The organism is Streptomyces sp. NPDC058326 (assembly GCF_042879855.1).
GTDB lineage: Bacteria > Actinomycetota > Actinomycetes > Streptomycetales > Streptomycetaceae > Streptomyces.
This window is the reverse complement of sequence record NZ_JBHVZO010000005.1, coordinates 234,531-255,446: the sequence shown is the minus strand read 5'-3', so window position 1 is coordinate 255,446 and position 20,916 is coordinate 234,531. Positions and strand designations below refer to the sequence as shown.

Genomic DNA, 20,916 nt, shown 5'->3' with positions numbered 1-20,916 from the left:
GTCGTACTCCACGTCACTGGGAGGCGCGCAGGCGGCGGGTGATCAGCGCGTTGACGAGTCCGATGAGCAACAGCAGGCCGAACATGATCCAGGCGACCGCGCTGGCGCGCCCGAGCATGCTGGAGTGGAAGCCCTGGTCGTACATGAGGATCCCCAGGGTCTCGTACTGGTGGTCGGTGCCGCCCTGATGGCCGCTCTGGCCGCCGAACAGGTAGGGCTCGCCGAAGAGCTGGGTGGCTCCGATGGTCGAGACGATCACAGTGAAGAGGATCGTGGGGCGCAGGGCGGGGATCGTGACGTGCAGGAACTGTTGCCAGCGGTTGGCGCCGTCCAGGGCGGCGGCCTCGTACAGCTCGCGCGGCACGGCCTGCATGGCAGCGAGGTAGATCAGGGCGTTGTAGCCGGTCCAGCGCCAGGTGACGATCACGGAGATCGCGAACTGCGAGCTCCAGCGGCCGGCTTCCCAGTGCACGGGCCCGGCCCCGAACAGGCCGAGGAGCCAGTTGGCCATGCCTCCCTCCGGGCTGAAGATGAGGGCGAAGACGAGGGTGGCCGCGGCGACGGAGGTCGCGTACGGGGCGAGGAGAGCCGTGCGCAGGAATCCGCGGGCGCGGAGGCGGTAGTTGAGGAGGTGGGCGAGGCCCAGGGCCATCAGCAGCTGGGGGACGGTGGAGAGGATTCCCAGGGTGAAGGTGTTGAGGAGGGCGTTCCAGAAGTAGTGGCTGACCTGGCCGGTGAACAGGTCCGTGTAGTTGCGCAGGCCGACCCATTCGGCGCGGTCGACGTTGTAGAGGCTGACCTGGTGGAAGGACAGCCATCCGGTGTAGAGCAGCGGGAAGAGGCCGAAGGCGGCGAAGACGAGGAAGAAGGGTGCGACGAGGGCGTACGGCGTGCCCTTGGTGTCCCAGCGGTGGAGGCGGCTGCGCCAGGCCGAGGGGCCTGCGGCGTGTGCGGGGGGCGGCGGGGTGTCTTGCCGGTCGGCGGGGCCGTTGCGGCTCGGTGCGGTCGTGGAGGCCACGGGCGGGTTCCTTCGGTGGTCACGGCCGGTGTCGTCACCCAGGGAGAGGCGGCCGGCTCCCCGGTGGACCGGCCTCCTCCCCTGCGACGGAGGCCGAGGAGAGGCGTGGGACGAGGCGGGGCGTTACTGGATGGTGCTGTCGATCTGGCGCACGGTGGCGTTCCACGCCTCTTCGGGGCTCTTGCCGTTCTGTTCCATGAGCAGGACGCCGGTGCCGAACGCCCCGGTCAGGTCGCCCGCGCGGGGGCCGGTCTCGGCGGGCTTGATGGCCTTGGCGGCGGTGGAGAAGATCCGGCCGGTGGCCGCGTCGGGCCCGATGTAGGGGTTCTTGTAGCCGATGACGCCGGGCAGGTCATGGGCGGCTTGGTTGGCGGGGATGTTGCCGACCTTCTGGAAGACCTTCGCCTGCTGCTCGGGTGCGGTGAGCCAGGCGACGAGCTTCTTGGCCTCGTCGACGTGCTTGCCGGAGGCCGGCACGGCGAGGAAGGAACCGCCCCAGTTGCCTGCGGCCGGGGGCTGGGCGATGTTCCACTTGCCCTTGTTGGACGGACCGGAGAACTGCTGGATGTTGGCCTGTTGCCAGGAGGGGCAGACGGTGGTGGCGAAAGTGGACTTGGAGAACGCGGTCTGCCAGGGGGTGTCGAACATCTTCAGGCCCTGGCTGGTCCTGCCCTGGACGGCCTTGACGGCCAGGTCCCAGGCGGTCCTGACGCCGGCCGAGTCCTTGTAGGCGAGCTTGCCGTCCTTGTAATACTGGACAGGGCTGCTGGAGACGACGGCGTTGAACAGTCCGCTGGCACTGTCCATGAAGAAGGTGCCGCGGGGGGCCTTGGCCTGGTACCGCTTGCCTGTCTCGACGAACTTCGCCCAGTCGCCCGCCCAGAGCCTGCCGACCGCCTCGGGCTCGGAGGGGAGGCCCGCGGCCTTGAAGAGGTCCTGGCGGTAGCAGATGGCCATCGGGCCGACATCGGTGCCCAGTCCGATCGTCCTGCCGTCGGTGGTGGTGGCCTGCTCCCACTTCCAGGGCAGGTAGTTCTCCTTCTTGACGGCGGGCGCGTCGGACAGGTCGGCGAAGGCGTCGGCGAGGTCCTCGGACGTGGCCAGGGATATGCGGCCGACCTCGAGGGCCTGGACGTCGTCGAGTCCGCCGCCGGACAGCCGGGTCTGCAGTGCGGTCCAGTAGTTGCCCTCGACGGTCGTCGGGTTCTCCTTGATGACGATCTGGGGGTGCTGCTTCATGTACGCGTCGTACAGGCCGGCCTCCTTGTAGCCGAAGGTCCCGAAGGTGCCGACGGTCAGGGTGATCTTCCCGTCCGCCGAGGTGGAGCCGTCTCCGGAGGACGAGCAGCCGGTGAGGGCGAGCGCGAAGGCCACGGCCGCCGGGGCGAGGACCGCGGAGCGGCGGGTACGGGTGGGCGGCACGAACGAGCGGGACATGGCATCTCCTCGATGCGTAAAGGATGGAAGGGGTACGCCGGGCAGAGCCTTGCCTCTTCGGCGGCCGACGCGGAGGAACTTTTGGGAGCGCTCCCAAAAAAGGGGGTGACGGGACCTCGCCGCAGAGGTGGGCGGCGAGGTCGGCTCGTCAGGCGCTGGCGCGGATGACCAGACGCGTGGGGAGGATCAGAGGGGTGGGATCCTGGCCGTCGATGAGAGCGACGAGCATCCGCGCCATCTCTCGGCCGAGACCCTCTATGGGCTGGTGCACCGTGGTGAGCGGCGGGTCGGCGATCCGGGACACGGCCAAGTCGTCGAAGCCGATCACGGCGACGTCAGAGGGGACCAGGCGGCCGGCCTTGCGCAGCGTGCGCAGCGCCCCGGCCCCCATGTTGTCACTGGCGGCGAACACCCCGTCCAGGTCGGGATGGTTCGCGAGGAGCGCGGCCATGGCGGCGGCCCCGCTGGGCTCGGTGAAGTCGCCGCCCTCCGAGGGGTACGGTTCCAGCCCTGCCGCCAGCATGGCGTCCTGGTAGCCGCGATACCGGGCTCTCCCGACCTCGGTGTCCAGGCGCCCGCAGATCGTGGCCACCCTGGTCCGGCCGGCCGCGATCAGGTACTCGGTCGCCGCGCGCGCTCCGCCGACGTTGTCGACGTCCACGTACCACCGGGGATCCATGCCGACCGGTCGCCCGCCGAACACGACGGGCATCTCCGCCTCCTCGGCCATGCGGGACAGCGGGTCGTCCTCGCGCAGTGCCATCAGCATCACACCGTCGGCGCCCTTGGACCTCAAGAGCTGCTCCACGCGCCTGCGCCCCCGGTCGGATGCGGCCAGGCAGAGCATGAGGTGCAGATCGGCGTCCTCCAGGGCGGCCGATGCCCCCACGATCACCTGGGCGAAGAACGGGTCCGCGAAGATCGAAGGATCCTCCCCCGAGACGACCAGGGCGGCCGCGCCGGTCTGACGGGTCGCCAGTGCGCGGGCGGTCGGATTGGGTACGTAACCGAGCTGGCGGACGGCCCGTTCGACCGCCTCGCGCTTGGCACGGCTGACGTGCGGGGCGTTGTTGAGCGCACGGGAGGCCACCGACCGTGAGACACCCGCCAGTTCGGCCACCTCTTCGAGTGTCGACTGCCGGCGTGACACGCCTTCGGTCATGATCCGCCTCTCCTGTCACATCCAGAACACATGGAAGACTGGGAGCGCTTCCAGTTCCCAGACTGTAAAGCCTTCCCGCAGTTATGTGAAGTGCCGGTTAAGTGGACCCACTTGACAGGTGCGACAGGGCGTCACACGATACCGGCCACACCCCAGGGCGCCGAAGGCCATTCTGGGATCGCTTCAAATGGGAGCGCTTCCACGCTCAGGGGTGCCGTACCACCGCACTTCCTCAGTGCGCCGCCCGCTCGGGACGAGAGTGTGCGGCGCTCCCCCCTCAGGAATCGAGGTACCGCCATGCGCCGCAGCATCCGTGCCCTCGCGGCAGCCGTCATCGCGCTGCCGTTGGTGCTCACCGTCACATCGTCCGCCCACGCGGCGGACCCGACCACCATGACCAGCGGGTTCTACGCGGACCCGAACTCCAGCGCGAGGCAGTGGGTCGCCGCCCACCCCGGTGACGGCCGGGCGCCCGCGATCAACACGTCCCTCGCCAACACGCCCATGGCCCGCTGGTTCGGCGCCTGGAGCGGCACCATCGGCACCGCCACGGGGGCGTACGTGGGAGCGGCTGACCACTCGGACAAACTCCCCATCCTGGTGGCGTACAACATCTATCTTCGCGACTCGTGCGGCGGGCACTCCGGAGGCGGTGCCGCCTCCCCGTCCGCCTACGCGACCTGGATCGCCCAGTTCGCCGGCGGGATCGCCAACCGCCCGGCCGTCGTCCTCCTCGAACCCGACTCCCTCGCGGACTACGGATGCCTGAACCAGACTCAGATCCGCGAACGTCAGGGCATGATCAACGGCGCCCTCACCGAGTTCAACCGCCAGGCACCGAACACCTGGGTCTACCTGGACGCGGGCAACCCCGGCTGGGTGAGCGCGGCGACGATGGCCCAGCGCCTCCACGAAGCCGGCCTCCGCCAGGCCCACGGCTTCTCCCTCAACATCTCGAACTACTACACCACCGCCCAGAACACCGCCTACGGCAACGCCGTCAACAGCGAACTGGCCGCCCGCTACGGCTACACCAAGCCGTTCGTCGTCGACACCAGCCGCAACGGCAACGGCGCCAACGGCGAGTGGTGCAACGCGGCCGGCCGCCGCATCGGCACCCCCACCCGGTTGGGAGGCGGCGCCGAGATGCTGCTGTGGATCAAGGCTCCCGGTGAGTCCGACGGCAACTGCGGTGTCGGAACCGGTTCCACGGCCGGACAGTTCCTCCCCGAGGTCGCCTACAAGATGATCTACGGCTACTGACCTTCCGGCTCCTGTGGCTCGGTCTCCGCCGCCCCGCGACCGGGCCACAGGGCCCTTCTCATCCCCATCGCCCCTCGACCAGGAGCCTTCATGAAGTCACGCAGCCTACGGCGCCGTGCGACCACCGCCCTCGCGGCGCTCGCGGCCTGTGCCGCCCTCACCGCGACACAGGGACAGGCGCAGGCACAGGCCGCACCGGCCGGGGACACCCTCACCCCCACGACAAAGTTCTACGTGGACCCGCACAGCAAGGCCGCCAGGCAGGCGCTCACCGACCTGAAGAACGGCGACGTCACGAACGCGGTGAACATGGCCAAGCTCGCGAGCTGGCCGCAGGCCGAGTGGTTCACGGAGGGTACGCCCCACGAGGTTCAGGTCAAGGTCAGAAGCCTCGTCCGCCAGGCGCGGGTGGTGAACCGGACCCCCGTGCTGGTCGCCTACAACGTACCGGGCCGGGACTGCACCCAGTACTCCAGCGGCGGCGCCGCGTCCTCCGCCGCCTACCGGCAGTGGATCGACGCCTTCGCCGCCGGCATCGGCGACAGCAAGGCCGTCGTCGTGGTCGAACCCGACGGCCTGGCCCTCCTCCCCAGCGATTGCGGGCGGGACGTGGACCCGACCGGCGAACTCACGGCTGCCCGCATCGCCGATCTGGCGTACGCGGTGAGGACCATCAAGGCCAAGGCCCGCACCGCGGTCTACCTCGACGCGGGCAACGTCCTGTGGCGGCCCGTCGGCGTGATGGCCCAGCGACTGCTCGACGCCGGTGTGCAGGACAGTGACGGCTTCGCCCTCAACGTGTCCAACACCCACCCCACCGACCACAACGCGCGCTACGGCACCTGGATGGCCAAGTGCATGTGGTTCGCAACCGAAGGGCCCGAGCACGCCCGCGGCCGCACGGATTGGTGCGCCACCCAGTACTACTCGCCCGCCGCGCCCAACGACGGCACCCCCGGCAACGTGGTCGACTCCGCCGACCCCGCCACCTGGCGCTGGACCGACGCCTGGTTCGATCAGAGCGTAGGCACCCCGCCGAACAACGCGCTGCACCACTTCGTCATCGACACCAGCCGCAACGGTCTGGGCGCCTGGGTCCCGGAGCCCGGCAAGTACACCGGCGACCCGGAGATCTGGTGCAACGCGCCCGGTCGCGGCCTCGGACCCCGCCCGACCCCCGACACCGGCGTCCCGCTCGTCGACGCCTACCTGTGGATCAAGATCCCCGGCGAGTCCGACGGCAGCTGCACCCGCAACACCGGCGGCACGATCGACCCCGAGTACGGCATCGTCGACCCGCCCGCCGGCACCTGGTGGCCCGAGCAGGCCCACACCCTCGCCCGCAACGCGGCACCGCGGCTGACCTTCAACCGCTGATCTCCACCCCTTCCACGCCCGGCCCCGGGAGGCCACTCCCCGCGGCCGGGCTCACGCGGAAGCAGGGGGCCACGGTCATCGACGTCACCCAGGACCAGTCGTGGCCTCTGCCGGCGTGCAACTACCTCTGTCTCGGCGACCGCGCCGTCATCGGTTACGGCATGGCGGCGGACGTCCTGCGCCGGTTGCGCGATGCCGGGGTGACCGTGACCGCCGTCGACGGGGACGAACTCGTCAAGGGCCGCGGTGGCCCCCGTTGGATGTCCCGCCCCGTCTACCGCGCCCCGCAGCCCGCCACAACGGCCCGCCGGACACCCGGCGATCAGCTGTCGTGACCCGGGGCCGCCGCCTCCACCGTCGAAGCGGTCAGACGGCCCGGCGGTTGCCCTTGTCGTCGCAGGGGATCTGGGCGGCCGGGTGGTTGGCGAGGAAGTCGCGGGTGGCCTGCCGTTCCACCTCGGCGATCGCCGTCGGCCGCACGTCGATGATGCCGCCGAAGGGCCGGTCGACGTCCCGGATGACGATCAGCATCGTCGTCAGGAGCGCGGTGATCACCGTCAGGGTGATCACCTGGCCGCGGTTGTTCTTCCGGGGCAGACAGATGCCGAGGGCCAGCACGGTGATGAAGAGCGTGGCAAGCAGGAACCAGAAGATGGCGCTGGGGATGCTCGCGCTCGCCTGGGTGAGGCGTTCCTCGCGCTCCTCGGACCGCTTGCTGTCGGCGGCGATCAGCATGCCGAAGACCGGCTTGCCCTCCACGGCCCGGAACGTCTGCCGGAAGTCGGTCGACCACACGCTGGGTGCCGGCGAACCGTTGCCGTCGGACATGGCCGGCCATTCCTGTGTGCGTACGGCACGGGCGTAGCAGACGGCGGCGGCCTGGATCCGCGCCCGCTCGGCCGCGGGGGCGTACTCCGCCGTCTCCACCAGCTGGTCCAGGGCCCGGGCCTCCCCGCGCGAGGCGACTTCGGCCTTGCCGTAGGAGCCGTTGGCGGTGACCAGGACGAAAGCGAGCAGCAGAACGGTCAGCGTGAGCAACGGACCGACGAGATCCTTGACGGCCATGCCCGTGTCGTCGTCCTCGCTGAGCAGCCTCGGCCGCAGGAACCGGTTTGCCGCGAGCCCGGCGAGCAGGGCGATGACGGCGAAAACGATGACGAGGACCACGAGCGGCCACCTCCGAGGACGAGTCACGAATTCCCCTGCTGTCGGCAGGGCGCCGTGATCATGTCGTGATCCCCATCGCGACACAGCCGCAAAAACGATCACTCGCCTTCGAACGAGTGACCACCTTTCACCCAGGGGGATGTGGGGGTCGGTCTGCTCCTTCCTGGGCCGGCGATGTCACTCGCGGCTCGGCGCGAGGCGCGGCCTCCGCGAGTCAGTAGGACCGGGCGAGCACCGCAGGCGACGTCCGAACGGCCGGGGGATGTACCGTTCGTCGGGCCTGCGGTCAAGGGCGTCGCCCGGTCCTGGTCGATGGGGCTCGCCTCCCGTACCGCCGGGTGCCGAGCCGCTGGAAGAATCCTGGCCCGGTCGCGGGGCGCCCGCCAGGCGAAGTGGATTGCGTGTACGCGCGATGGCGCGATGACGCCAGGGCCGTCTCCGGGGGGACGCTGCGACAGAGCTGCCCGTATGCAGCACATACGAGAGGGGCGGGCCCGTCGGGGACCGCCCCTCTCGCATGTGTCGGCTTACTTGTCGATGGGCTGGAAGCCGCGGCGTCGGAGGCTGTTGCCGACGACGAAGACGGGGAGGAGTGCTCCAGGGCGCCCGCGAGGCGCAGCACGTCGGTCTCGTCGGTGCCGGGGGCGGTGTGGACCTTGATGAGGGTCATGCGGCCGGTGGTGACGGTGCCGGTCTTGTCCAGCCGCCGATGGCGAGCTCGACCTGGGCCGTGCCGTTGGCCGTCGTGGGGGTGCTCATGACTGCTGTCCTCGTTCCGTTTCGTTCGTGGGGCGGGTGCTGGGGACGGTCAGGCGCGACCGGCGTAGTCGTAGCCGGCGTCCTCGATGGTCTCTTCGATCAGCTTGTCGTCCGGCTCGGCCGACGTGTTGACGGTGATCAGGCCGGTGGAGATCTCGACCTGCACGGTGTCGACGGCGTCGAGCTCGCGCAGAGCGCCGCTGACGATCGCCTTGCAGTGACCGCTATTGACCCCGACGACCTTGTAGGTGGTGCTGTAGGCGGACCTGCGTTCCTCCTCCGTCGGTGATACCCCCAGGGGGTATTGCGTTGAGATATTTATACCCCCTGGGGGTATCTAGAAGCAACCGTGGGTCTCGCCCCACGGCTCGCGAAAATCTATCTTCGCCGCAGTAGACATTCGGCTGGTGTCTGACTAAGGTTTCTCTTGTAGCCCAGAGAGACAGCAGGGCCTGGCAGAGATGAACTGCCGGCCGAAGCAGTACGCGCAGTACCTGTAGGTGCAGTACGCAGGACGGTGCGGCGGTGGAGTTTCGAAGCCAGCGGAACGCAGGACGGCGACGGGACTGACGGCCGGACCGGGTGGCCCGCAGTGATCAGGGGCCGCCGACGCGGGACCGCTGTCATGGCAGTGCCGGTGCCCGCGAGTGAAGTGCGCATCACCAGCAGTGCGCAGTACCCGTGGTAAGCAGTTTCATCGAGGAAGAACGGAGGAGCCGAGCGCCATCAGGATCGCCCGGACCGGAACATGGGGTCCGGGTACCGCAGGACATCGATAGTGAGGTGGTCTCCGGTCAAGCAACCGCGATCCCCGTACGCCCGGCGGCGTCCCAGCCGGGTCTGCGGAAACAGGAAGCCGGCGCAGTATCAGAACCGGCAGATGGTGTAGCAGTTCCTTCGGGGTCCTGGTGCCTTATGGCACCAGGACCCCTCTAGGCGTTTCACAGAGAGGTGCAAATGACAGCAGACGACTCGTACGGCCGTCTCGACGACGACGACTACCCCGCCTACACGATGGGCAGGGCCGCCGAGATGCTCGGCACCACCCAGGGCTTCCTGCGTGCCATCGGCGAAGCCCGTCTGATCACCCCCCTGCGCTCGGAGGGCGGCCACCGCCGCTACTCCCGCTACCAGTTGCGCATCGCCGCCCGCGCCCGGGAGCTCGTCGACCAGGGCACCCCGATCGAGGCCGCGTGCCGCATCATCGTCCTGGAAGACCAGCTCGAAGAAGCCCAGCGCATCAACGCCGAGTACCGCCGCGCCGCCGAATCGGCGAAGCCGCCGACCGCGGACTGAGGCGCGTGCCGCGTCCGCCCGGGCGCCGTTCAGACCTCCGGTGTACGTGACCGGGCCCGCGCGGCGACAAGTGGCGCGGGCCCGGTCATCTGTCTCGGCGAAGTGAGGATGTGGGGCGCGGCGCGGGCAGAGTTCCTCTCGCCCTGAACTCCGCGGGCTTATCTACGTACTCGGATCGGCGCGGCATGCTACTGTCGATCTCACGTTGCCATCTAGGCTCCATTACTTCGAGCATCGTTTTCGGTGCTTTCGGCCGCTGGAAGCGTTTTGATATCCGGCGATCCCTTCCGGTCGGGCCGGCATCGCGGCCATCCGTCATCCGTGCGTCGCGGATCCGGGTGCGCTGCCCTCCACGAGGAGATATGACATGGCGTCCGGCACTGTGAAGTGGTTCAACGCGGCCAGGGGTTTCGGCTTCATCGAGCAGGACGGCGACGGCGCCGACGTGTTCGCCCACTTCTCGGGCATCTCCGCCCCCGGCGTCCTTGAGCTGCTCGAAGGCCAGAAGGTCGTCTTCGACATCGCGCACGGCCAGAAGGGTCCGATGGCCGAGAACATCGTTCCCGCCTGACGTTGACGCGCAATTCGTAGCTGGGGCCCGCATCCCTCGGGGTGCGGGCCCCAGCTGCAGTACTCACGACCGCACCGAATTCCTCTCCCGCACCCGGGGGAGAACGCACCGCAGGTCGCGCTCCACCCCGTATTTCTTTCCATGTATTCCACCGGCCGTTCTTGTGATTCCGCGCGCTGCACTTCCGCTGCGGGAATTCCTTGATAGAGCCGTATCAAGGAAGGTTCTGTATGAACCCCACTCGCACGAACAGCCGCTCCTCCCGCAGCCGCCGCGGAGCCGGCGCCCCCGTCTTCGGCTCCGGCGGGAACTCCGCCGCCGGCTCGGGCCGCGGCAGCCGCTTCGGCACGTCCGCCTCCAACCGTTCCGGAGCCGCGAACCGCTCCGGCGGCCCGAACCGCTCCGGAGGCCGCGGCAGGCGGCCCGTCGCGGTGCAGGGTGAGTTCGCCCTGCCGCAGTCGACCACCCCCGCGCTGCCGGCCGTCGAGGCCTTCGCCGACCTCGACATGCCCGCGGAGCTCCTTGCCGCGCTCGCCACGCAGGGCGTGACCGTGCCGTTCCCCATCCAGGGCGCGACGCTGCCGAACTCCCTCGCGGGCCGCGACGTCCTCGGCCGCGGCCGCACCGGCTCCGGCAAGACCCTCGCCTTCGGCCTCGCCCTCCTCGCCCGCACCGCGGGACAGCGCGCCGAGCCGCGCCTGCCCCTCGCCCTGGTCCTGGTCCCCACCCGGGAACTCGCCCAGCAGGTCACCGACGCCCTCACCCCGTACTCCCGCGCCGTGAAGCTGCGCCTGACCACCGTCGTCGGCGGGATGCCGATCGGCAGGCAGGCGAGCGCGCTGCGCGGCGGCGCCGAGGTCGTCGTGGCCACACCCGGCCGTCTCAAGGACCTCATCGACCGTGGTGACTGCCGCCTGGACCAGGTGGCGATCACGGTCCTGGACGAGGCCGACCAGATGGCCGACATGGGCTTCATGCCCCAGGTGACCGCGCTCCTCGACCTCGTCCGCCCCGAGGGCCAGCGCATGCTGTTCTCCGCGACCCTGGACCGCAACGTCGACCTCCTGGTCCGCCGCTACCTCGCCGACCCCGTCGTCCACTCCGTGGACCCCTCCCAGGGCGCCGTCACCACGATGGAACACCACGTCCTGCACGTGCACGGCGCCGACAAGCACCGGATGACGACGGAGATCGCGGCACGCGAGGGCCGGGTGATCATGTTCCTGGACACCAAGCACGCCGTGGACCGGCTCACCCAGGACCTCCTCGACAGCGGCGTCCGGGCCGCCGCCCTGCACGGCGGGCGGTCGCAGCCCCAGCGCACGCGGACCCTCGCCCAGTTCAAGACCGGGCACGTCACCGTCCTCGTCGCGACGAACGTGGCCGCGCGCGGCATCCACGTCGACCAGCTCGACCTCGTCGTCAACGTCGACCCGCCGACCGACCCCAAGGACTACCTCCACCGCGGCGGCCGTACCGCGCGGGCCGGCGAGTCCGGCAGCGTCGTCACCCTCGTCACCCCCCAGCAGCGCCGCGACATGAGCCGCCTCATGACGGCCGCCGGCATCGTGCCCCAGGTCACCCAGGTCCGCTCCGGCGAGGAGGCGCTCACCCGGATCACCGGCGCCCGCACCCCCTCGGGTGTCCCCGTGACGATCACCGCCCCGCCGGCCGAGCGGCGCAAGCGCCCGACCGGCCGAGGCCGGCGCGGTCCCGCTTCGGCCGCCCGGCGGGCGAGCGCCCGGCAGTCCGCCGCAGGAGCCGCCGCCTGAGCTCCAGGTGTTCCGGAAGTCGACCCACCCCCACAGGAGGCGCTTTGTGACGATGGTTCAGATGGTCCTTGCGGCGAACGCCGTCCCCGGGCAGGGCACGGAGACCGACGTACCGGACATGGACGGGCTCCGGGTCTCCGACGACATGACCGTCGAGGTGGCCCTGTCGGTCATGGCCGGTGCCCGCACCGGACACCTGCTCGTCTGCGACGACGACGGCCTCCGCACCGGCCTCGTCACGCGGACGCAGCTCACCACCGTCCGCGACAGCCCCGCCTACACGGACCGGGTGCGACTGCGTGACCTCCACGGCGACCGCGGGCCGTTCACCCTGCCCGCTCAGGGCGGACTCGCCCTCGCCCGCTGAACCGCCTCACCGCGGCGGAACCATCCCTCTCTCCTTCTCCCTGTGAGGCATCATGCGCTGTGTCATCGCCCGCTTCCCCTTCGACCTCACCAAGAGCGGCGTCCTGGAATCCATGAAGGGCGTAGCACCCGAGGAGGTCACCGGCGCGTCCGTGATCATCGGCCGCCGCACCTACCCCGCCAAGCAGGTCGGCCAGGTCATCACCCGCCAGGACCGTCGCGACTTCAGCGCCGACGAGGTCATGCGGGCCATGGCGAAGCTCGGGTTCACCTGCCGTGACCTTCCCCCGAGTGCCATGCCCGCGCGCGCCACCGACCCGCTCCAGCACGCGTCCGCGATGCTCGGCGCCCCCGCCGTCGCCTGACGGGACGTCTCACGAGGCGCCCCGCTGTCCGGTCCGCCGGACAGCGGGGGACGGTTCCCGTCAGTGGAGAGCGTCGGCCGGGGCCGAGATCTCCCGCTTGAGGATCTTCCCGGTCGCGCCCTTCGGGAGGGCGTCGGCGGTCCAGATGACACGGGGGTACTTGAAGGCGGCGACCTGGCCGCGTACGTACTCGCGCAGTTCCTCGGGGGTGGTCTCCGCCTGCGGGCGGAGGACGACGGCGGCGGCCACCTCCTCGCCGTGGGTGGGGTGGGGTATGCCGATCACGGCGGCCTCCGCGACGGCCGGGTGCCGGTAGAGGACCTCCTCGACCTCACGGGGGTAGACGTTGAACCCGCCCCGGATGATGACGTCCTTGCTGCGGTCGACGATACGGAAGTCGCCCGCCGCGTCCCTGGTCCCCAGGTCCCCGGTGTACAGCCAGCCCTCGCGGATCGTCGCCGTCGTGGCCTCGGGGCGTCGCCAGTAGCCCTTCATCACGTTGTGCCCGCGGATGACGATCTCGCCGATCTCGCCGTCCGGCAGCTCCGCGCCGTCCTTGTCGACCACCCGCATCTCCACCCCGTCGATGGGACGGCCGATGGTGCCCGGCACCCGGACGCGGTCGATGCGGTTGATGCAGGCCAGCGGCGACGACTCGGAGAGGCCGTAGCCTTCGAGGACGGCGCAGCCGAACTCCGACTCGAAGCCGTTCAGGACCTCCACCGGCAGCGGTGAGCCTCCGCTGACGCACACCCGCAGCGACGACACGTCGTGGCGGGTCCTGTCCTCGAGGCCGAGCATCAGGGTGTACATGGTCGGTACGCCGAGGAAGACCGTCACGCGGTCGTGCTCGATCACCGTCAGGGCGCGGGCGGGGTCGAAGCGCGGCAGCAGGGTGAGGCAGGCGCCGACGGACACCGCGCAGTTGAGCCCGACGACCTGGCCGAACGAGTGGAAGAGGGGCAGCCCGCCGAAGGTGACGTCGTCCGGGCCGAGGCCCAGGACCCGTACGGCCTCGTCGATGTTGCGGCGCACGTTGGTGTGGGTGAGCTCGGCGCCCTTCGGCTGTCCGGTCGTGCCCGAGGTGTAAAGGATCACCGCCGTGTCCTCGGCCGAGCGGTCCGTGGTGAAGTCGCCCCGCTCATGGCCCTGGAGCAGCTCGACGAAGACACCGGGGTCCACGCCGAGGTGGCGGACGCCCGCCCGCCGTGCTCCCTCCGCCGCCTCCCTCGACCCCTCGTGCCAGGTGAACAGGAGGGCGGCCTCGGCGTCCCGCAGACAGTGCTCCACCTCGCCGGCCTTGAGCATCGGGTTCATGGGGACGACGATCCCGCCCGCGCGCAGGATGCCGTAGTAGAGGACGGCGAAGACGGGAACGTTCGGGAGGAGCAGGGCCACCCGGTCGCCCGGCGTCACGCCGAGGGAGCGCAGATAGCCGGCGGTGCGCGCGCTGAGCTCGTCGAGGGCGGCGAAGGTCAGCTCCTCCTCGTCCAGCCGGACGGCCGGCCTGTCCGGGTACCGCGCGGCGGTGACGGGCAGGATCGCGGCGAGGTTGCCCCGGGCGGAGGCGGGGATGGCAGCGGTCATGGCGATCTCTCCTGGTGAGGACGGGCGGGCGGGCTCAGCGGACGGAGAACAACAGGGAGGCCGTGCAGGCCAGACGGGCGCCGAAGACGTCGATCCGGACCTCGGCATTGCGCTTGGCGTGGCGGAGGAGACAGGCCCGCGCGGTGAGGACGCCGGGCGTGGGAGCCTCGAGGCAGCTCAGGCTCGCGGACCTCAGCCGGACGGAACTCTCCGGCCCCATACGGAAGGTGAGCAGCGCGTACCCGGCGAGATCGGCGAGCTGGAGCTGGTCCGGTCCGGAGACGGTGCCGCCGGGCCCCTTCCTCAGGAACGCGGAGTCGGCCGTCATGGTCAGGGCGTCCGCGTCGACCTCGGTGACCGTGTGGTGCGGCGCGTGCTCGGGGAACCGGCTCCACATCAGCGCGTTCAACTGCTCGGCGTTCACGCCGCCTCCCGGTGGCCCGACGGGGCCGTCACCACGACCGCCGAGACCAGCAGGTCGCCCCGGGACAGCCACCGGCCGCGCAGCTCGCCGGGGAGCGGGCTCCCCGCGGTGGACTTCGCGATACGGGCCCGGAACCCGCCCGCGGCGGCGGCCCCCGGCGGCTCGGGGACCGCCCGGACGCCGTGCGGCCCGGTGGCCACCTGGGCGTCGTGCGGTTCCGTGGTCACGCCGGCGTCGGGCGGCTCCATCGTCACCTCGACGTCGTCGAAGCCGAGGCCCGAGCCCATCAGCGGGAACCACGTCTTGTAGACGGACTCCTTGGCGCTGAACAGCAGCCGGTCCCAGCGGACGCCCGGGTCGCGGTCGGCGTACTCGCGCAGCCACCGCCGTTCGGCGCCGAAGGCCACCACGTGCAGGACGTCGGGGGGTAGCGGGCCGTTCGGTTCGGCGTCGATGCCCAGGGCGAGGACGTCCCGGTCGCGGGCGACGGCCGCCGCCCGGTAGCCGGCGCAGTGGGTGATGCTGCCGACCGCCCCGTACGGCCACAGCGGTTCCCTGCGGCGTCCCCTGAGCAGCGGACCGGCCGGCAGCCCCAGGGAGGTGAGGGCGCGCCGTGCGCAGAGCCTGGCCGTGCCGAACTCCTGGCGGCGTCCCTGCCGGGCCGCGGCGACGAGTTCTTCCTCCTCGGGGAATAGCGGCGCCGGTTCCAGGTCGTCGAAGGCCTCGGCGCAGGCGACCCCGTCCGGCAGCAGGCTCTCCAGCATCAGGCGGCCTCCCCCGCGGGTACGGGGTGTTGCCGTGCCTGGACGAGGGCCAGCGCGGCCGACACCGCCAGCATCGTCAGACACAGCGCGAGGGCGAGCCGTGTCCCCGAGGAGACGCCGAGGCCCGAGACCACCGTGCCGAACACCGCCACGCCGAGCAGCCCGCCGACCTGGCGCATGACGCCGAGGAGCCCGCCGGCGGCGCCCGCGTGGGCCGGGTCGACCGCGTCGAGGAGGGCGTTGGTCATCGGCGGCGAGGTCGCTCCGGCCCCCAGCCCGATCGGCAGGAAGCACAGCAGGACCAGGAGCGGCGGCGCCCCGGGCCCGGCGACGAGCAACGCCAGGCAGCCCAGGGCTTCGAGTGCCTGGGAGAGGGTCAGGATCCGCCAGGTGCCGAGGCGGGCCATCAGCCGTCCCGCGACCAGGTTGCCGACCAGGGTGAGGGCGGTCAGCGGGACGAACATGAGGCCGGTGACCAGCGGACCGTGCGCCTTGAGCTGCTGGAAGTACAGGGTGAAGACGAAGACGATGCCGAAGAAGGAGGCGTTCATCACGAAGCCGGTGCCCACCGCCGTCAGCGCCGCCGGCGACCGTACGAGCGCCTGGGGCACCACGGGGTGCGGTGCGCGGATCTCGGCGAGGACGAAACCGGCCGCCGCGAGGCCGAGGACCACCAGCGCCCAGCGGCTGAGCGGCCCGTCCTCCACGATCGCGTAGGTGAGCGAGGCCAGGCCGATGACGGCGGTGACCTGCCCGGCGAGGTCGAGCGGGGCCGGCCGGGGCTCGGACGAGGGTGCCCGGCGCAGGGCGAGACCGAGCGCGCACAGGGGCACGTTGAGCCAGAAGATCGCCTGCCAGCCGAGGCCGCTGGTCAGGACGCCGCCGACGACCGGCCCCGCGGAGACGGCGACACCGCCGCTCATCGCCCAGAGGGTGATCCGGCGGGCGCGGGCGGCGGCGTCGTCGGCGGACTGCCGGATCAGGGCCAGCGAGGACGGCAGGATCAGCGCCGCCCCCAGGCCCTGGACCGCTCGGGCCGCGACGAGCCAGGAGAGGGAGGGCGCGACCGCGCACGCCACGGAGGCGGCACCGAACAGCGCGAGTCCGCCGCCGAGCGCCCGTACGGCCCCGATCCGGTCGGAGACCGCTCCCGAGGACAGCAGGGAGGCGGCGAAGACCAGCACATAGGCGTTGACGACCCACTGCATGCCGCTGATGCCGCCGCCGACCTGAGCGCCGATCACCGGCGCCGCGACGTTCACGACGGTGCTGTCCAGCATGATGAGGAAGAAGCCGAGGCAGGCGACGGCGACGCCGAGGGTGGCGCCGGACGGCCGCCCGCCGTCCGCCGTGCCTACCGTGCGGAGGGCTGCGCCGCCGCGACCTGGGACGCCCATGCGGTGATCCTCTCGATCAGTCCGTGGTGGTGCCGGATCCAGCGGAAGTGGTCCAGCGGACGCCCGGCGGCGTCACCGCGGCCATAGTGCCAACGAGTGATGTCGGCGCGCGGCATCTTGGCGCACAGATGGTCGACGGCCTCGGGCGGCGCGAGGCCGTCGTGCGCGACGTCCACCGCGAGGACCGGCAACGTCACCTGACGCAGCGCCTGTTCGTAGTCGGCGGCCCCGCCGGGAACCGTGTACCGGCCCGTACGCACCTGCCGTGCCCAGTCCCGGATCAGCCGGGCCGACTCCCGTCCGGCGAAGCCAAGGCGTTCGCCCGGCCAGTGGCCGAGCAGCGCGGCGGTCAGCGCGTACAGCTGGCTGAGCAGGAGCCGGCGCGGTCCCGCCAGGGGACCGAAGCAGCGGTACCAGGCGGAGCCGGACGCGACGAGCACCACACCGGCGAGGCGCGGCCGGCGGAGGCCGCAGTGGATCAGCCCGAGCTGGCCGCCGAGGCTGTGGCCGAGCAGCAGCACGGGCGCCTCCGGAAAGGCGGCGAACGTCTCCCGCAGGACGGCGCCGATGTCCTCCTCGACGATCTCCCGGTAGCCGAACCTGACCCCGCGCGCCGGTACGGGCAGGCTCTCCCCGTGCCCACGCAGATCGGTGGTGACCACGGTCATCCCCCGCCGGTGCAGGGCGCGGACGAGCGGGGCGTAGTTCCGCGCGGACATCCCCATCGCGGGCAGCACCACCACCACGGGCGCCCTGGGGTCGGCCTGTGCCAGCGCCCGCAGGGTCGACGTCGTGGAGTCCCGGGCGGTGATGTGCGCGAGTACCGGGATACGGGGATGCTTCACGCATCCTCCAGGTGCCAGCCGACCACTCCGGCGCCCCAGGTGATCCCGGCGCCGAAGGCGGCCACCCCGAGGAGACCGGAGCCGTTCATCCGGCCGGCCTCGCGGGCGTGCGCGAGCGCGATCGGGATGGACGCCGAGGACGTGTTGGCCACCCGGTGCACATTGAGGAACAGCCGCTCCTCGGGGAAGCCGATCTCCTTGGCGACGGCGTGGATGATCCGGGCGTTCGCCTGATGGGGTACGAAGAGGTCCAGGTCATCGCTGGTCAGACCCTGGCGTTCGAGCACCTCGCGGGTGGCCTCGCTCATCCGCGCGACCGCGTGGACGAAGATCTCCCGGCCGTCCATCCGCAGCACCCGGTCGTGGCGGTCCGCGTACAGCGAGGGGATCTGCTCCCCGTCGGAGCCGAGCACGAAGCGGGGGGCCGGTGCGCCCGGCACGTCGGTCAGCAGCACCGCTCCGGCGCCGTCGCCGAGGAGGACCGCCGTGGAGCGGTCGTCGCGGTCGGTGATCCGGGTCAGTGCCTCGGCCCCGCAGACGAGGACGGACTCGGCGCGGCCCGACTCGATCAGCGCGGTGGCGTGGTCGAGGGCGTACACGAATCCGGCGCAGGCGGCGTGCAGGTCGAAGGCCGCCGGGTGGGGCAGGCCGAGCCGGGCGGCCACCTCGACGGCGAGCCCGGGCGTGACCCGGTCCGGGGTGGTGGTGGCGACGACCACATGACGGACGTCGCCGGGTTCCCGCCCGGCGCGGCGCAGGGCGTCGCGGCAGGCGGCGAGCGCGAGGTCGGCGAGGTGCCCGTCCTCGGGCAGGAAGCGGCGCTCCTTGATGCCGGTGCGCCTGGTGATCCATTCGTCCGAGGTGTCGAGGTGGGTGAAGTGGCTGTTGGGCACGGTCCGCTCGGGCAGCGCGGCACCGATGCCGACGATCGCGACGGTCATCGCTCGGCCTCCTGTATCGCCCCGGCGGTCGGCGGGACCGCTCGGGAATTCCCCATGTGGACGGCGTGCATGCCGCCGTCGGCGTGCACGATCTCCCCGGTGACGGTGGCCGAGAGGTCCGAGAGCAGGAACAGCACGGGCCCGGTCAGCCGGGACACGTCGGCCCGGTCCCAGCCGAGCGGCGCCTCGGCCTCCCAGTGGTCCGCGATCCGGTCGAAGGTGCTGATGCCACGCCCGGCGACGGTCTCCACCGGGCCGGCGGCCACGAGGTTGACGCGGATCCCGGCCGGGCCCAGATAGAGGGCGAGGTAGCGGCAGACCGCGCCGAGCGCCGCCTTGCTGACGCCCATCCAGTCGTAACCGGGCCAGGCGGCCGTCGAGTCGAAGTCGAGGCCGACGACGCTTCCCCTTCCTCTGCCGAGGAGCGGGGCGAGGGATGTGGTCAGCGCGTGCAGCGAGTAGGCGCTCGTGTGGAAGGCGAAGGCCGCGCTGCCGGCGTCGGCGGTGAGGAAGTTGCCGCTGATCGCGCTCTGCGGAGCCGCCGCCACGGCGTGCAGGACACCGTCGAGAGCGCCCCAGCGGTCGTCGAGTTCCTCGGCGAGGCGCGTGAAGTCCTCGGGCCGGGTGACGTCGAGTTCCAGCACGTCGGGCGGTGTGCCCAGGGACGCGGCGGCCGACTCGGTGATCCGGCGGGAGCGGCCGAAGCCGGTCAGGACGACCTCCGCTCCGGCCTTTTGCAGCGCCGCGGCGGTGTGCCAGGCGATGGAGTCCTCGTTGAGCACCCCGGTGATCAGATAGCGGCGTCCTTCGAAGTCGAGCATCAGTCCTGGCCTTTCAGCGCGCCCGGGGAGGCGAGCACGAGTGCGGCGTTGTGACCGCCGAACCCGAACGAGGTGGAGAGGCCGAGCAGTGCCCCTCCCGGCCGGGGCGCAGACAGCCTCCGGGCCGTACGGATCAGGTCCAGCGGGCCGAGCCGCTCGTCCGGCTCGGCCAGCCCGGCCGTGGGCGGTGCGGTCGCGTGGCGGAGCGCCTGGAGCGTGACGACGGCCTCCACCGCGCCCGCCGCGCCGAGGAGATGACCGAGCGCGCCCTTGCTCGACGAGACCGGGATGGCGGGGAGTGCCGCGCCGAGTGCCAGCCGCAGGGCGTCGCTCTCCAGCCGGTCGTTCAGTACGGTGCCCGTGCCGTGGGCGTTGATGTAGGCGAGGTCCTCCGGCGCGGCCCCCGCCGCCGCCATGGCCCGGACGACGGCCGCCGCGGCGTGCCGGCCGCCGGGCTCGGGGGCGGTGAGGTGGTGGGCGTCCGAGGTCGCGCCGTAGCCGAGGACCGAGCCGAGCACCTCCGCGCCGCGCCGGGCGGCGCCCTCGGCGGTCTCGAGGACCAGCACGCCGGCTCCCTCTCCGAGGAGGAACCCGTCGCGCTTCCGGTCGAAGGGCACGGACCTGCCGGTGGGCGACAGCGCCCCGGCGTTGCGGAAGGCGGCGGCGACGAGCGAGGAGGTGGAGGCCTCCGCGCCACCGACGACCACGGCGTCCGCCGCGCCGGCGGCAAGCAGCCGCATCCCGGTGCCGACGGCCTGGGCGCCGCTGCTGCACGCGGAGGTGACGCAGAGGGACTCGCCGGTGAAGCCGTGGACCATCGACAGGTGCGCGGCGGCGGCGTTCGCCATCATCGTCGGCACCATGAACGGGGAGACGTACTCGTCGCCCTGCGTGGTGAACACGCCCTGCTGCGCCTCGAAGCTCGCCGTACCGCCGAGACCGCAGCCGATGACGGTGGCGATCCGCTCGGACGCGTACGGAAGTGCGCCGGCCTTCCAGCCGGCCTGCGCCAGGGCCTCCTCGGCGGCGACGAGGGCGAGTTGGGTGAAGCGGTCCGTGCGGCGCAGCTGCTGGCGGGAGAGGTGATCGCCGGGGTGGAAGTCCTCGCAGTACCCCGTGCCGCCGGACACCCCGCTCTGCCCGGCGACCGACCGTCGGTGCAGCACGTCGGCGCCGACGCCGAGGGGCGTGACCGCACCGACGCCGGTGATCACTGCTGTGGTCATTCGAGGCCGGCTCGGGTGCAGCAGACGGTCAGCAGCTGTCCGAAGGTCTCCACGTCGTCGAAGTCCTTGGGCTTCACGGGGACGCCGAGCTCCCGCTTGATGGACTGGCTGAGCTCGACCATGTCGAGCGAGTCGATCTCCAGGTCGTCGAGTGCGGCGTCGGGGACGATGTCGGAGCGGTCGACACCCAGCTCGATCAGGGCGTCGGTGACGAAGGTTGCTATGGCGGTGCGGTCGATCACGTCGGACATGTGTCTCCTCGTCGGGAACGGGCGCTGCGGGGCGCGGGGCGGGGCGTGACCTGGCCGGGGCGTGACCGGGGCCCGGCGTCACCGAGCGGCGGGGCGGGCCGGCCGGG

General features: G+C 71.5%; 21 protein-coding genes and 1 pseudogene. 8 read left to right on the top strand and 14 right to left on the bottom strand.

The window, feature by feature from the left end:
* Positions 1–13 precede the first annotated feature (13 nt).
* The 3 genes from ACFVYX_RS12645 to ACFVYX_RS12635 all read right to left on the bottom strand — a co-directional run bounded on the left by ACFVYX_RS12645 (position 14) and on the right by ACFVYX_RS12635 (position 3,617).
* The gene (locus ACFVYX_RS12645) at positions 14–1,018 is read right to left on the bottom strand and encodes a carbohydrate ABC transporter permease (protein ID WP_389681327.1); all 1,005 of its coding nucleotides are present in this window, start codon (positions 1,016–1,018) and stop codon (positions 14–16) included.
* Between the two features lie 123 nt (positions 1,019–1,141).
* Positions 1,142–2,455: an extracellular solute-binding protein gene (locus tag ACFVYX_RS12640; RefSeq protein WP_389681326.1), complete on the bottom strand. Its 1,314-nt coding sequence runs from the start codon at positions 2,453–2,455 to the stop codon at positions 1,142–1,144.
* A gap of 148 nt (positions 2,456–2,603) precedes the next feature.
* A complete protein-coding gene (locus tag ACFVYX_RS12635) occupies positions 2,604–3,617 on the bottom strand; it encodes a LacI family DNA-binding transcriptional regulator (RefSeq protein ID WP_389681325.1) in 1,014 nt (337 codons plus the stop codon).
* 297 nt (positions 3,618–3,914) lie between these two features.
* Here ACFVYX_RS12635 and ACFVYX_RS12630 point away from each other — a divergent pair, with 297 nt between their 5' ends.
* The 3 genes from ACFVYX_RS12630 (at position 3,915) to ACFVYX_RS12620 (ending at position 6,592) form a co-directional block, all read left to right on the top strand.
* Positions 3,915–4,880: a glycoside hydrolase family 6 protein gene (locus ACFVYX_RS12630; protein ID WP_389681324.1), complete on the top strand. Its 966-nt coding sequence runs from the start codon at positions 3,915–3,917 to the stop codon at positions 4,878–4,880.
* Positions 4,881–4,970: 90 nt separating this feature from the next.
* Entirely contained in the window at positions 4,971–6,257 is a 1,287-nt protein-coding gene (locus ACFVYX_RS12625) for a glycoside hydrolase family 6 protein (protein WP_389681323.1), read from the top strand.
* Positions 6,194–6,592, top strand: a complete 399-nt coding sequence (locus ACFVYX_RS12620; protein WP_389681322.1) for an arginine deiminase family protein — start codon at positions 6,194–6,196, stop codon at positions 6,590–6,592. Before ACFVYX_RS12625 ends, ACFVYX_RS12620 begins: the two co-directional genes overlap by 64 nt.
* A 31-nt stretch (positions 6,593–6,623) precedes the next feature.
* Here the strand turns inward: ACFVYX_RS12620 and ACFVYX_RS12615 are convergent, their stop codons facing one another.
* Together ACFVYX_RS12615 and ACFVYX_RS12610 are read right to left on the bottom strand one after the other, a co-directional pair.
* Entirely contained in the window at positions 6,624–7,424 is an 801-nt protein-coding gene (locus tag ACFVYX_RS12615) for a hypothetical protein (RefSeq protein WP_389681321.1), read from the bottom strand.
* 808 nt (positions 7,425–8,232) lie between these two features.
* Positions 8,233–8,481 carry a cation transporter gene (locus ACFVYX_RS12610; protein ID WP_389681542.1) on the bottom strand — a complete coding sequence of 83 codons (249 nt, stop codon included), beginning with the start codon at positions 8,479–8,481 and terminating at the stop codon, positions 8,233–8,235.
* 659 nt (positions 8,482–9,140) lie between these two features.
* On the opposite strand from ACFVYX_RS12610, the gene ACFVYX_RS12605 reads away from it, so the two are divergent.
* From ACFVYX_RS12605 to ACFVYX_RS12585, 5 genes and pseudogenes are all read left to right on the top strand, one after another.
* On the top strand, positions 9,141–9,479 hold the full coding sequence (locus tag ACFVYX_RS12605; protein ID WP_389681320.1) for a MerR family transcriptional regulator: 339 nt from the start codon (positions 9,141–9,143) through the stop codon (positions 9,477–9,479).
* A gap of 367 nt (positions 9,480–9,846) precedes the next feature.
* Positions 9,847–10,050 (top strand): cold-shock protein, encoded by a 204-nt coding sequence (locus tag ACFVYX_RS12600; protein ID WP_389681319.1) that lies wholly within the window; start codon positions 9,847–9,849, stop codon positions 10,048–10,050.
* A gap of 230 nt (positions 10,051–10,280) precedes the next feature.
* Positions 10,281–11,822: a DEAD/DEAH box helicase gene (locus tag ACFVYX_RS12595; RefSeq protein WP_389681318.1), complete on the top strand. Its 1,542-nt coding sequence runs from the start codon at positions 10,281–10,283 to the stop codon at positions 11,820–11,822.
* Positions 11,823–11,868: 46 nt separating this feature from the next.
* A pseudogene (locus tag ACFVYX_RS12590) lies at positions 11,869–12,159 on the top strand (CBS domain-containing protein); the annotation flags it as partial.
* A gap of 82 nt (positions 12,160–12,241) precedes the next feature.
* A complete protein-coding gene (locus tag ACFVYX_RS12585) occupies positions 12,242–12,553 on the top strand; it encodes an SCO5918 family protein (RefSeq protein WP_389681317.1) in 312 nt (103 codons plus the stop codon).
* 60 nt (positions 12,554–12,613) lie between these two features.
* On the opposite strand, the gene ACFVYX_RS12580 is transcribed toward ACFVYX_RS12585, so the two are convergent.
* The 9 genes from ACFVYX_RS12580 to ACFVYX_RS12540 are packed head-to-tail and all read right to left on the bottom strand — an operon-like array spanning position 12,614 to position 20,809.
* Positions 12,614–14,140: a long-chain fatty acid--CoA ligase gene (locus ACFVYX_RS12580; RefSeq protein ID WP_389681316.1), complete on the bottom strand. Its 1,527-nt coding sequence runs from the start codon at positions 14,138–14,140 to the stop codon at positions 12,614–12,616.
* A 34-nt stretch (positions 14,141–14,174) separates the two neighbouring features.
* A complete protein-coding gene (locus tag ACFVYX_RS12575; protein WP_389681315.1) occupies positions 14,175–14,564 on the bottom strand; it encodes a hypothetical protein in 390 nt (129 codons plus the stop codon).
* Positions 14,561–15,328 (bottom strand): 4'-phosphopantetheinyl transferase, encoded by a 768-nt coding sequence (locus tag ACFVYX_RS12570; RefSeq protein WP_389681314.1) that lies wholly within the window; start codon positions 15,326–15,328, stop codon positions 14,561–14,563. The genes ACFVYX_RS12575 and ACFVYX_RS12570 overlap by 4 nt, the downstream gene beginning before the upstream one ends.
* On the bottom strand, positions 15,328–16,725 hold the full coding sequence (locus tag ACFVYX_RS12565) for an MFS transporter (RefSeq protein ID WP_389681313.1): 1,398 nt from the start codon (positions 16,723–16,725) through the stop codon (positions 15,328–15,330). Before ACFVYX_RS12565 ends, ACFVYX_RS12570 begins: the two co-directional genes overlap by 1 nt.
* Positions 16,683–17,570 carry an alpha/beta fold hydrolase gene (locus ACFVYX_RS12560; protein WP_389681312.1) on the bottom strand — a complete coding sequence of 296 codons (888 nt, stop codon included), beginning with the start codon at positions 17,568–17,570 and terminating at the stop codon, positions 16,683–16,685. Before ACFVYX_RS12560 ends, ACFVYX_RS12565 begins: the two co-directional genes overlap by 43 nt.
* Entirely contained in the window at positions 17,567–18,511 is a 945-nt protein-coding gene (locus tag ACFVYX_RS12555; RefSeq protein WP_389681311.1) for a beta-ketoacyl-ACP synthase III, read from the bottom strand. The genes ACFVYX_RS12560 and ACFVYX_RS12555 overlap by 4 nt, the downstream gene beginning before the upstream one ends.
* Positions 18,508–19,332: an enoyl-ACP reductase FabI gene (gene fabI / locus ACFVYX_RS12550; protein ID WP_389681310.1), complete on the bottom strand. Its 825-nt coding sequence runs from the start codon at positions 19,330–19,332 to the stop codon at positions 18,508–18,510. Before fabI ends, ACFVYX_RS12555 begins: the two co-directional genes overlap by 4 nt.
* The gene (locus ACFVYX_RS12545; RefSeq protein WP_389681309.1) at positions 19,332–20,558 is read right to left on the bottom strand and encodes a beta-ketoacyl-[acyl-carrier-protein] synthase family protein; all 1,227 of its coding nucleotides are present in this window, start codon (positions 20,556–20,558) and stop codon (positions 19,332–19,334) included. Before ACFVYX_RS12545 ends, fabI begins: the two co-directional genes overlap by 1 nt.
* Positions 20,555–20,809, bottom strand: coding sequence for an acyl carrier protein (locus ACFVYX_RS12540; RefSeq protein WP_389681308.1), 255 nt, complete (start codon positions 20,807–20,809; stop codon positions 20,555–20,557). Before ACFVYX_RS12540 ends, ACFVYX_RS12545 begins: the two co-directional genes overlap by 4 nt.
* Positions 20,810–20,916 lie beyond the last annotated feature (107 nt).

Excerpts from the sequence above, each read along its gene's own strand:
- ACFVYX_RS12570 (WP_389681314.1), bottom strand. The coding sequence starts at position 15,328 with ATGCTGGAGAGCCTGCTGCCGGACGGGGTCGCCTGCGCCGAGGCCTTC.
- ACFVYX_RS12635 (WP_389681325.1), bottom strand. The coding sequence starts at position 3,617 with ATGACCGAAGGCGTGTCACGCCGGCAGTCGACACTCGAAGAGGTGGCC.
- ACFVYX_RS12595 (WP_389681318.1), top strand. The coding sequence starts at position 10,281 with ATGAACCCCACTCGCACGAACAGCCGCTCCTCCCGCAGCCGCCGCGGA.
- ACFVYX_RS12640 (WP_389681326.1), bottom strand. The coding sequence starts at position 2,455 with ATGTCCCGCTCGTTCGTGCCGCCCACCCGTACCCGCCGCTCCGCGGTC.
- ACFVYX_RS12585 (WP_389681317.1), top strand. The coding sequence starts at position 12,242 with ATGCGCTGTGTCATCGCCCGCTTCCCCTTCGACCTCACCAAGAGCGGC.
- ACFVYX_RS12630 (WP_389681324.1), top strand. The coding sequence starts at position 3,915 with ATGCGCCGCAGCATCCGTGCCCTCGCGGCAGCCGTCATCGCGCTGCCG.
- ACFVYX_RS12605 (WP_389681320.1), top strand. The coding sequence starts at position 9,141 with ATGACAGCAGACGACTCGTACGGCCGTCTCGACGACGACGACTACCCC.
- ACFVYX_RS12625 (WP_389681323.1), top strand. The coding sequence starts at position 4,971 with ATGAAGTCACGCAGCCTACGGCGCCGTGCGACCACCGCCCTCGCGGCG.
- ACFVYX_RS12565 (WP_389681313.1), bottom strand. The coding sequence starts at position 16,725 with ATGGGCGTCCCAGGTCGCGGCGGCGCAGCCCTCCGCACGGTAGGCACG.
- ACFVYX_RS12545 (WP_389681309.1), bottom strand. The coding sequence starts at position 20,558 with ATGACCACAGCAGTGATCACCGGCGTCGGTGCGGTCACGCCCCTCGGC.
- ACFVYX_RS12600 (WP_389681319.1), top strand. The coding sequence starts at position 9,847 with ATGGCGTCCGGCACTGTGAAGTGGTTCAACGCGGCCAGGGGTTTCGGC.
- ACFVYX_RS12555 (WP_389681311.1), bottom strand. The coding sequence starts at position 18,511 with ATGACCGTCGCGATCGTCGGCATCGGTGCCGCGCTGCCCGAGCGGACC.
- ACFVYX_RS12580 (WP_389681316.1), bottom strand. The coding sequence starts at position 14,140 with ATGACCGCTGCCATCCCCGCCTCCGCCCGGGGCAACCTCGCCGCGATC.
- ACFVYX_RS12540 (WP_389681308.1), bottom strand. The coding sequence starts at position 20,809 with ATGTCCGACGTGATCGACCGCACCGCCATAGCAACCTTCGTCACCGAC.
- fabI (WP_389681310.1), bottom strand. The coding sequence starts at position 19,332 with ATGCTCGACTTCGAAGGACGCCGCTATCTGATCACCGGGGTGCTCAAC.